Origin of the sequence: Paraburkholderia sp. UYCP14C (assembly GCF_004197395.1) — a bacterium.
Lineage (GTDB): Bacteria > Pseudomonadota > Gammaproteobacteria > Burkholderiales > Burkholderiaceae > Paraburkholderia.
In genome coordinates this window covers 199,132-209,382 of the sequence record NZ_SELS01000009.1, presented here as the reverse complement: position 1 = coordinate 209,382, position 10,251 = coordinate 199,132, and the positions used below count along the sequence as shown (strand labels likewise).

The 10,251-nt window shown below is 59.9% G+C and carries 7 protein-coding genes and 3 pseudogenes; 6 read left to right on the top strand and 4 right to left on the bottom strand.

What is annotated here, in order from left to right:
- Positions 1-102: 102 nt before the first annotated feature.
- From EVC45_RS11470 to EVC45_RS11460, 3 genes and pseudogenes are all read right to left on the bottom strand, one after another.
- Positions 103-645: pseudogene (locus tag EVC45_RS11470) on the bottom strand (MFS transporter); the annotation flags it as partial.
- 325 nt (positions 646-970) lie between these two features.
- A pseudogene (locus tag EVC45_RS11465) lies at positions 971-1,201 on the bottom strand (2-hydroxycarboxylate transporter family protein); the annotation flags it as partial.
- Positions 1,202-1,358: 157 nt separating this feature from the next.
- A complete protein-coding gene (locus EVC45_RS11460; RefSeq protein WP_129958100.1) occupies positions 1,359-1,619 on the bottom strand; it encodes a hypothetical protein in 261 nt (86 codons plus the stop codon).
- A 610-nt stretch (positions 1,620-2,229) separates the two neighbouring features.
- Here EVC45_RS11460 and EVC45_RS11450 point away from each other — a divergent pair.
- On the top strand, positions 2,230-2,484 hold the full coding sequence (locus tag EVC45_RS11450) for a hypothetical protein (protein ID WP_129958098.1): 255 nt from the start codon (positions 2,230-2,232) through the stop codon (positions 2,482-2,484).
- A gap of 216 nt (positions 2,485-2,700) precedes the next feature.
- Here the strand turns inward: EVC45_RS11450 and EVC45_RS11445 are convergent, their stop codons facing one another.
- Positions 2,701-3,123 carry a UTRA domain-containing protein gene (locus EVC45_RS11445; protein WP_248295096.1) on the bottom strand — a complete coding sequence of 141 codons (423 nt, stop codon included), beginning with the start codon at positions 3,121-3,123 and terminating at the stop codon, positions 2,701-2,703.
- A gap of 3 nt (positions 3,124-3,126) precedes the next feature.
- Here EVC45_RS11445 and EVC45_RS11440 point away from each other — a divergent pair.
- The 5 genes and pseudogenes from EVC45_RS11440 to EVC45_RS11420 form a co-directional block, all read left to right on the top strand.
- A pseudogene (locus EVC45_RS11440) lies at positions 3,127-4,314 on the top strand (cation:dicarboxylate symporter family transporter); the annotation flags it as partial.
- A 149-nt stretch (positions 4,315-4,463) separates the two neighbouring features.
- Complete coding sequence (locus EVC45_RS11435) at positions 4,464-5,474, top strand: GlxA family transcriptional regulator (RefSeq protein ID WP_129958096.1); 1,011 nt, start codon at positions 4,464-4,466, stop codon at positions 5,472-5,474.
- Between the two features lie 254 nt (positions 5,475-5,728).
- Entirely contained in the window at positions 5,729-6,940 is a 1,212-nt protein-coding gene (locus EVC45_RS11430; RefSeq protein ID WP_129958095.1) for a M24 family metallopeptidase, read from the top strand.
- Between the two features lie 68 nt (positions 6,941-7,008).
- Positions 7,009-8,268: a serine hydroxymethyltransferase gene (gene glyA / locus EVC45_RS11425; protein ID WP_129958094.1), complete on the top strand. Its 1,260-nt coding sequence runs from the start codon at positions 7,009-7,011 to the stop codon at positions 8,266-8,268.
- 112 nt (positions 8,269-8,380) lie between these two features.
- On the top strand, positions 8,381-9,754 hold the full coding sequence (locus EVC45_RS11420; protein ID WP_211193407.1) for an MFS transporter: 1,374 nt from the start codon (positions 8,381-8,383) through the stop codon (positions 9,752-9,754).
- Positions 9,755-10,251: the final 497 nt, after the last annotated feature.

The following is a 10,251-nucleotide window of genomic DNA, read 5'->3' as shown; positions in this document are numbered from 1 at the left end:
TGTTGCCATGGAAGATGCCCGCCGATCTCCGCTGACCCTTCTCCATACCACACCATTTACGCCTCAGAGTACCTCTGAGCGGCGTCGTTTGTGGACCGCATACGCGCCGAGCAACATGCTGCAGGCCTGGCTGATCATCTGGAAGCTGCCGTACACGCCGCGCCGCTCCACCGGCGCATGTTCGACGAGAAACGCGGTCGCGCTGCCCACTTCGCCACCGGCGGAAAAACCCTGCAAGAAGCGTCCGATCAGCATCAGGACCGGCGCAAAGATGCCGATCTGCGCATAAGTGGGCGCCAAAGCGATGATGCCCACGCCCACCGCCATCAACGAAATCGTCACGACGAGCGCGGACTTCCGGCCGTGCCGATCCGCGTAATTACCGAGAACGATGCCGCCGAGCGGCCGCGTCAAAAAGCCGACCCCGAATGTCGTCCATGCGGCTAGCAGCGACGCGGTCGCGTTGTCGCTCGGGAAGAACTGCTTCGCGATGATCGCGGCGAAGAACGAGAAGACCGTGAAGTCGAACCATTCGAGCGCATTGCCGATGGTGGCGACGACGATCACGCGCGCGTCGAAGGTCTTCGTTGTGGGGGTGCTGAGAGGTATCGCGTCGGACTCGCGTTGGTGAACCGATACATCCATTCCTGTCTCCATGTTCGTGGCGATGGGCTCGCTCGCTATATCGCCTGTTCTTTTGACCTCATTGTCCATAGCCGCTTAAATCAAGGAAAGCTAAAATTTCTTGTTATTCGCTTCAAGAAATTTGATGTGTCGCGACGCGCGTTGTCGTCGCTCTCTCCACCTGGTCGTGTTTCTGCCCAATAGACTCGAGGAAATTTGCAATAAGCTCAAAAAACGTCACTTGATATAAATGAACTGAAAAATCGAGAAATATGATTGAGAGATGTCAGCTCCATTATCAAAACCTATGTCCCACGGCGTCATCGCGACACCGATCGCAAACAGCAGCGGCAGCGCCGATATTGCGCACGGTCGGCAAACGCTTGCCAATCTCCGCGCAGGTGAAGCCGAAGAAGGCCAGCACGGCGATCGCCATCGAGATCTCGCCGGGTACCTTGCCCGTGATCGCGAATCCCGCGATCAACGCGAGCAGGATCACGTAGACCGGCAGCGAAATGATTCCGATCCGGTATTCCATCAGCTTCCACCAGCCATCGGGCCAGAAGCGCAGCTTGATTCGGGTTGCGGCGGGGGTACCTGCCGCGACGTGTCTGAAGTAATTTGCACGAAGTGTCTCCTCGGCGTGCGAAAGCCGGTGCTGCATCCGGATGAAGCGCTCGAAGGCAGCCCGGCTCCTGATCTGATCGATCAATCGTATGGATGGCCGTTGGCGCTCACGCGACGAATCGCACGTTCGACTGCGGTGTGCGCGTGTCGAGATTGCGGCCGCGATTCAGGTGGTCGTCGATCTCCGCCGCGCAGCCAATCATCCGGCCGTACAGGAACACGGTGAAGGCCTCGGTTTCGAGCGCCTCGGTCGAGAAGTCTCCGGTTCGATGGCGCGCCCACAGCATCTTCAGCAAGACCAAAGCGATCACCGCATCGACGTTGACCGCGAACACATTTCGCGTCACGTTCGCGAGGCGCGACAGCATCGCCTCGACATCCGATTGGAAATGCTTTCGTATCTAAGCCACGACGGACGGATATCGGCCAATATCGATGTCTGTTCGATCACCGCGAGATCCGGCGCAGGGCCGATTCATCAACTCAAGTGTGAGGCGGTGTCCGGAGGTACGGGGCAAATCCAGTCGTCACACTTAAGCGCTTTATGTGGAATGGTAACAGTCGCCACGGGTGCAAATGCTCACATTACAATGAGCTTTCATGCCCTGCGATCGGAGAGCATTCGATGCTTCTATTTCATCATGGCGCAGCGATTCAAGCGTCAACGATAAGGTGCGGCAACACGTTCGTGGCCCGCGCCTGCATCTTGAAGAAGGACGGCGAATCTACCTCATTGGGTGATCTTGGTCAGTTTGCAAGCCGGACGTGTGCATACGAGTTTGCTGTGCGCTGTGCTTGCGCGTTTGTGGATGGCGTACCGATACCTCGCTCCCCGTTCGGCAGATCATCGACTTTGAACAATGCAGCAAATAGCTAACGCCGTATCGCGGGATCCGGCAGACGTCCCTAAGGCAGTGAACGACTGCCTTCACCGCGACTCCTGCAATCGGTCAATTCAGAAGCAGCTACGGAAACGTGATGCACAAACCACTGTTAAGCCGTTTTCAATACACCCGCAAGTACGGCAAGCGAAGGACATACGACATAACGATCAACCTCGTGCAAAAGGCTTCAGGTGTTTGCGCGTACGCAGCATGGGTGCTTTTCGAAGCTGAATTCAAGGGTTCCGGGCTGATGCTCCCGCTCGTTGCCAACACACTCGATGCCGCTGCACAGGAGGCTCAGATGCGTGTCCAGAAGGAGATTGACGGTCTGGTCGGCATCGTCGAGTAAAGACCAATGCATGTGAAATGCGTGGTCTGGCTGGAAGAGCGTTGCGACGGTGAACCAAAATCCCCGTCTCGGTGAATCTCTTCGCCTGCCGGTCGAACTGGATGTAGCGGCCGGCACCGAACCACCGTCGCGGCTCGTCCTCGATACTAGTCGTGCGCTACCGTACCCAGCGTCACGGGGGGTACGTCTCCACTCCGTCACGAGGACGATCGCGGATCACGCATCCGAGCGCTTCAGTCGCATTGACACCGAGAATCGCGCCGCCGGATGAACACTGATCGATACCTCGAACGTCTCGCCCGCTGAGTCGAGATATCGGCGCACGATTTCAAGCGCCGCCGCACCCACCTCCACTTTCAGCCTGTTTGCCATTTCATTCGATATCAATGCACCGTTCACGTCCTGCTGGATCTCGGCGATGCAGCGCCCGTAACGTGCTTCGATCAACGAACTGATCAACGTGTCCGGTTGCGCCCGGGCCGCGTCCGGGATGTCGGTGTAAGCGGGATCGATATACACATCGGTCCAGCCGATCGGCGGACTCTGTCTGTCGCCGTCGATCCGCAAGCTCGACACGCGCAGCCAGCGCGTCCCATCGGCGCACTTCAATGTTCTCGCCAGCTTGCCGCTGGCGACGATTTCGTTCACGGCATTGCGTCGGCGGGCGACGTTCGAAGCGCGGGCCGCGTCGGCTGGCGTTCGATCGTCTACTTCGAAGTCGTCTCCACCATCGCACTGATGGTGGGCCTGTTCGCCGGCAACGTGCTGCAGATCGGCAAAGGCATGAGCGCGGTAACGGTCGGCGCGCTGCCGGCAACGGCGGCGAAAGCTGCACCGCAGGGCTTCACCGAGTTCATCATGCATCTGGTGCCCGACAATTTCATCGGTGCGTTCGTCAAGGGCGAATTGCTGCAGGTGGTCGTGCTCGCGGTGATGGTCGGCATCGGCATTCTGGCGATCCCCGCGCGCCGCCGCGTGCGAATCACCGAGGGTCTCGATCTGATCTCCGAGGTCCTGTTCTCATTCATCAACCTTGTCATGAAACTTGCGCCGCTCGGCACCCTGGGCGCGGTGGCTTACTCCGTGGGAAGCAACGGCACCGAGGTGCTGATCGCGCTGGCGCAGCTTGTGTTCAGCTTCTATGCCGTGGTGGTCCTGTTCATCGTGGTCGTGATGGGCATCATCGCGAAACTGGCCAGAATCAGTTTGTGGCGGTTCCTGCGCTACATCAAGGACGAAGTCTTCATCGTGCTCGGCACGGCGTCGTCGGAAAGTGCATTGCCACGTCTGCTGATCAAACTCGAGCGGCTCGGCTGCGCGAAGCAGACCGTCGGTCTGGTGCTGCCTACCGGTTACGCATTCAACCTCGACGGCACATCGCTGTTCATGTCCATGGGTGCCATGTTCATCGCGCATGCGTATGGCGTTCCCATCACGCTCGAGCACCAGATCGGACTGTTGTTGCTGATGCTGCTGACCTCGAAAGGCGCGGCCACGGTTTCGGGCGGCTCGTTCGTGGTATTCGCGGCGACCGTCACGTCGACCGGCATCTTGCCGGTCGAAGGCGTGGCGATAATTTTCGGGGTCTATCGTTTCATGTCGATGGCCATCGCGACCTGCAACACCATCGGCAACAGTCTGGCGACCGTGGTTATCGCGAAGTGGTCTCGCACGTTCGACGCGAGCGTCGCGCAGCGGCATCTCTATCCCGAGCGATTCCCGGAGACTGCTCGCGCCGATGAGAGCCTCGGCGACGGCAATCTGCTGCCTGAAGATACGAGCGACGCCAATCCGCATCCGACGGGAATTCCGATGAACAGGGCAGGCTGATGTCCCGGAAAATGCCCCCTGCGACGTCGCGCAACAAGCCCAAAACGAGTAGCCGATAGACCTGCGCAAGTCGCAGCGCACCAGTGCCGGCGCGGATATGATGACAGGCGTAATCGGACCCAGCGCCTTCTCCCTTCGAGAATCCAAACGTGCCAACGAATCGCAGTAGACCTGAAGACGAACGGCCTGACGGACTGCACGATCTGCGCGTGACGAAGTATGGCTTTCTTCTGCTCCACGATTTCTCGCTGATCGCGCTGGCTGCGGCTGTCGATCCGCTGCGGATCGCAAACATGGTCGTCGGTCGGCGCGTCTATGACTATCAGCTGATCGCGACCGGCGCAGACTTTGTCCAGTCGAGCGACGGCATCCGCGTGCTGCCCGATGCAACGATGGCCGATAGCGGTTCGTTGGGCGCAGTGTTTGTCGTTGGTCCCAATCCGATTCCGCGCAGGGGCATCGGCGCGGTGCTCGACTGGTTGCGCCTGCTTGCCCGCCGCGGGACGGCGCTTGGCGGGCTCGATACCGGCAGCTACTTTCTCGCGCGCGCCGGCCTGCTGAACGGCTACCGATGCACGATTCACTGGGAAGATCAGGACGTGCTGATGGAACAGTTTCCCAGGTTGACGGTGTCGAATCACCTGTACGAGGTCGATCGCGACCGTTATACCTGCAGTGGTGGCGTCGCGCCGCTGGACCTGATGGTGCATCTTCTTGGCATGCCGCCCGGCAGCCGCTCGCTTGCGGCGCGCGTGCTCGAACTGCTCATCGCCGAACGGCGCAGTCACGAGCAGCGCCAACGCACCTCGCTGCGCCAGTACATGGGCGCCGAACACGCGAAGCTCGACGAAGCGCTGCAGGTCATGGAAAGCAACGTCGAAGAGACACTTACCGTCGCCGAGATTGCGTCATATCTGCGCGTTTCGCAAAGGCAACTTGAGCGCTGGTTTCATGAGCGTCTCGGCAAGACGCCAGCGCAGGCTTATCTGGAGATCCGCCTGCTACGTGCGCGTCAGTTGCTGTATCGCACCTCCCTGCCTCTGGAAGAGGTCTGCGCGCGTACCGGCTTCACGTCGATGACGCACTTCGCCACGCGCTACAAGGCGCAGTTCCAGATCGCCCCGAGCGTCGATCGCCGCCGTTATCAGAACGCGTTGTAGGACGTGCTCGCGACGCGCTTGCGGATCACGGTCTCCTGCTCGCCAGAAGCACGCCGTGAGCGTTCCGCAAACCTGTCTCCCCCTGTTATCCGATAGCCCGTTCATCGACGCCTCGGGCCTGCAAACGCGCTCACCGGCGTAAACCCTCAATGTCGAAACGGGAAACTGTTTCGTCGGATCTGGAAATTTTATAAATCACTGAACTCCTACCATTCGCTCACACCAACCGACCTTTTTCACCAAGGAGCGAGCGCATGAAACTGGAGAGTCTGATCCGGATCGAAAACGGCGAAAAGGTGAAGCACACCTTTTCAGACGCCGAGTACGCTAACCGCCAGGGAAAACTGCGCGAGCTGATGGCGCACGAGAACATCGACGCCGTGCTGTTCACGTCGTATCACAACATCAACTACTACGCGGACTTCCTGTATTGCTCGTTTGGCCGCAAATACGGGCTCGTGGTCACACCGAAGAAGGTGGTATCGATCTCGGCGAACATCGACGGCGGCCAGCCGTGGCGTCGCACAGTCGGCGACTACAACGTGGTCTACACCGACTGGCAACGCGACAATTTCTTCCGCGCCGTACAGGGCGAGATCGACAACAAGGGGCGCGTTGGCGTCGAGTTCGACCAGTTGCCGGTCGAGGTGCTCGCGAAGCTGAAGGTGGCGCTGCCGTCCGTCGAATTTGTCGACATCAGCGCCCAGACGATGCGCATGCGCATGATCAAGTCGGCCGAGGAAATCGAAGTCATCAAGCACGGCGCCAATGTTTGCGACGTGGGTGGCGCCGCACTCGCGGCCGCCGTTCATGAAGGTGTGCCCGAGCACGAAGTCGCGCTCGCGTCGACCCAGGCGATGGTGCGCGAAATTGCACGCCGCTTTCCTGATTCCGAACTGATGGATACGTGGACCTGGTTCCAGTCGGGCATCAACACCGACGGCGCACACAATCCGGTGACGACGCGCAAGGTACAGAAGGGCGACATCCTGAGCCTGAACTGCTTTTCGATGATCGCCGGCTACTACACGGCGCTCGAACGCACGATGTTCTTCGACCACTGCCCGGACGAGCACCTGCGTCTCTGGAAGGTCAACGTCGAGGTGCACGAGGCGGGGCTGAAACTGATCAAGCCCGGTGCCCGTTGTAGCGATATCGCCCACGAACTCAACAAGATCTACGCCGAGTATGGCCTGCTGCAGTACCGCACGTTCGGCTACGGTCATTCGTTCGGCGTGCTGTCGCACTACTACGGCCGGGAAGCCGGGCTGGAACTGCGCGAAGACATCGACACGGTACTGGAACCGAACATGGTGGTGTCGATGGAGCCGATGATCATGCTGCCGCAAGGCCTGCCCGGCGCGGGCGGCTACCGCGAGCATGACATCCTGGTGGTGGGCGAGAAGGACGCGACCAACATCACGGGTTTCCGGTACGGTCCGGAGCACAACATCATCAAGGTCTGACCCGCCTGCGTTCAAATAGCCTGCGGCCACGGCCGCAGGGTTCCCATGATGTGGCAGGAGACGTTTCAATGTTTTCAACAGAACAAACGATTGCCGGGTTCGATCCGGATCTGTACGACGCGATGCGTGGCGAGCGTCAGCGCCAGGAAGATCACATCGAGCTGATCGCATCGGAAAACTACGCCAGTCCGCGTGTACTTGAAGCGCAAGGCTCGGTGCTCACCAACAAATACGCCGAAGGCTATCCGGGCAAGCGCTATTACGGCGGCTGCGAGCACGTCGACGTAGTCGAGTCCCTGGCGATCGCGCGGGCGAAGCAACTGTTCGCAGCCGACTATGCAAATGTGCAGCCGCACAGCGGCTCGCAGGCGAACGCCGCAGTCTATCTGGCGCTCCTCTCGCCCGGCGACACGATTCTCGGGATGAGCCTTGCGCACGGTGGGCATCTCACGCACGGCGCGAAGGTGTCGTTCTCCGGCAAGCTCTACAACGCGGTCCAGTATGGCGTCGATACGAAGACCGGCCTGATCGATTACGACGAGGTGGAGCGCCTCGCGCTCGAGCATCGACCGAAGATGATCGTCGCCGGGTTCTCGGCGTACTCGCGCGTTCTCGATTTCGCCCGCTTTCGCGCGATTGCGGAGCGCGTCGGCGCTTATCTGTTCGTTGACATGGCGCACGTCGCCGGACTCGTCGCAGCCGGGATCTATCCGAATCCCGTGCCGTTTGCCGACATCGTCACGACGACCACCCACAAGACCTTGCGCGGCCCGCGCGGGGGGCTGATTCTGGCCAAAGCCAATGCGGAGATCGAAAAGAAGCTGAACGCGATGGTTTTCCCGGGCACTCAGGGTGGTCCCCTGATGCACGTGATTGCGGCGAAAGCGGTCGCATTCAGGGAAGCGCTCGGCTCCGGCTTCGTCGGGTACCAGAAACAGACCCTCGCGAACGCGCGCGCGATGGTCACCGTATTCAACGAGCGGGGCTACGACGTGGTGTCCGGCGGTACCGACGATCACCTCTTCCTGGTCAGCCTGATCGCGAAGGGCATCACCGGCAAGGACGCGGATGCCGCATTGGGCCGTGCACACATCACCGTCAACAAGAACGCGGTGCCGAACGACCCGCAGTCACCGTTCGTGACCAGCGGTATCCGTATCGGCACACCCGCCATCACGACCCGTGGTTTCGCCGAGGCCGATGCTGCGCTGACCGCCGAGCTCATTTGCGACGTGCTCGACAACCTGGGTGACGAGCATATCGAGCAGCGGGTTCGCGAACACGTCGCGAAACTGTGCGCCCGCTTCCCTGTATACACCGGCCTCTAAAAGGAACGGACCCGGCGTCTCGCCACGCAACGGACGCATCGAACGTGCAGCCGCAAGAGCCGCCATCAGAAACGCAGCAATCTCACGATTCATTCATGTTTGGAGACGACAAATGAGTACCAGGAAAGCGGTTTCAGCGCAGTCAGCCATGGCCGCCATCACCTCGCAGCCCGGCGTGGCGCTCTCGTCGGACCATGATCGGGCGAGCACAGCACCAGACGGGCGCCTGCTTAAGCGCGCGGCGCTGGCGAGCTTCATCGGCAATTTTGTCGAGTGGTTCGACTACGCGTCCTACGGCTATCTGGCGACGATCATCGCGGTCGTATTTTTTCCCAAGACCAACGCGGCGACGGGTCTGCTCGCCGCTTATGCGGTATTTGCGATCTCGTTCATCGTGCGGCCTATTGGCGGCATTGTCTGGGGACACTTTGGGGACAAGATCGGTCGCCGGACAGCGCTCTCGCTGTCGATCCTGATCATGTCGGCTTCGACCTTCGTGATCGCATTCCTGCCAACCTATGCGCAGGTCGGCATCGCTGCGCCGATTTTGCTGTTGTTGGTCCGCATCGTTCAGGGCTTCTCGGCTTCCGGTGAATATGCGGGCGCGTCCGCATTCCTCGCCGAATATGCGCCGCAAGGCAAGCGCGGCTTCTACACGAGCATCGTCCCGGCCAGTACCGCCGCAGGCCTTCTGTTCGGTTCGATCTTCGTGGCGGTACTGCACGGGGTCTTGACCAACGACCAGATTGAATCGTTCGGCTGGCGGCTGCCGTTCCTGCTCGCTGCGCCGTTCGGGCTGATTGGCCGCTACATCCGCGTGCGCCTCGAAGATACGCCGAAGTTCAAGGCGCTCGAGACCTCCCACCACGTGGCACGCGCACCGGTCACGGAGCTGCTGAGCGTACATCGTGGCAAGATGCTGATCGCGTTTGGCGTGACGTGTCTTAACGCGGTGGCGTTCTATCTGGTGCTGAGCTACATGCCCACCTACCTGTCTACAGAGATGGGCATGGGTGAAACAGCCTCCTTCATTGCGGCCACGATCTCCCTTGCTGCCTATATCGGCTTCATCTTCATCATGGGGGCATTGTCGGACCGCGTTGGCCGCAAAACGATGTTGATCGGCGCCTCGATCCTGTTTGCCGTGCTGACGGTACCGCTGTTCAAGGGTCTCGCCGGCGCCGGCTTCGCAACGATTGTGATGATCCAGATCGCGTTCGGCGCGCTGCTGACGATGAACGACGGCACCCTGCCCTGCTTCCTGTCGGAGATCTTTCCGACCCGTGTGCGCTATAGCGGTTTTGCGTTCTGCTTCAATGCGGCGAATGCGCTGTTCGGAGGCACGGCGCCATTCGTTGCCACCTGGTTGATCCACACGACCGGCAGCAAGTTGGCCCCGGCGTGGTACATGGTAGGCGCGGCAGGCGTCGCTTTGATAGCCATGCTCGCGAGCCGGGAGACCTCGCGCGGGCCACTCGCCGACTGACTTCCGCTGGACTGAAGCTAACCGGCTCGCGGCAGATTCGGCACGCTTTGGCGGAAGTTCGCAAACATGCATATAAGTGAAGATTGACGAATTGATTTACTAAGCTTCCGGCATTCGTGCCAATCAATATAAGTACAGCCATGGCAGGCCAGCCAACAAGACCCTGCGGGATCTCAAAATTCCAGCGCCAGAAAATATCCCGGAGTGGGTAAATGGGACCATGAACTTCGTATCCAAAAAAATCAAGGATCAGGTCTTGACTTTGACGTTGTAGAAATCTGATATGGCTGCGTCTGTCCTGGAATTTGTTTTGAATACTTTCGCTCGGCGGCGGTTGCAGGCTATGCGCCGGCTTTCTCTAGACTCGCGCTCAGTTGGACAGACCTGACGCTGTCATCGTCATGTTTGGCGCATGCGCAAACCGGCTCCCCGAACAACAGGATCGCGGCGCCTTTCTCCAGCCACGAATCGCGCTCAGGAATCCCGGATCGCTTGTC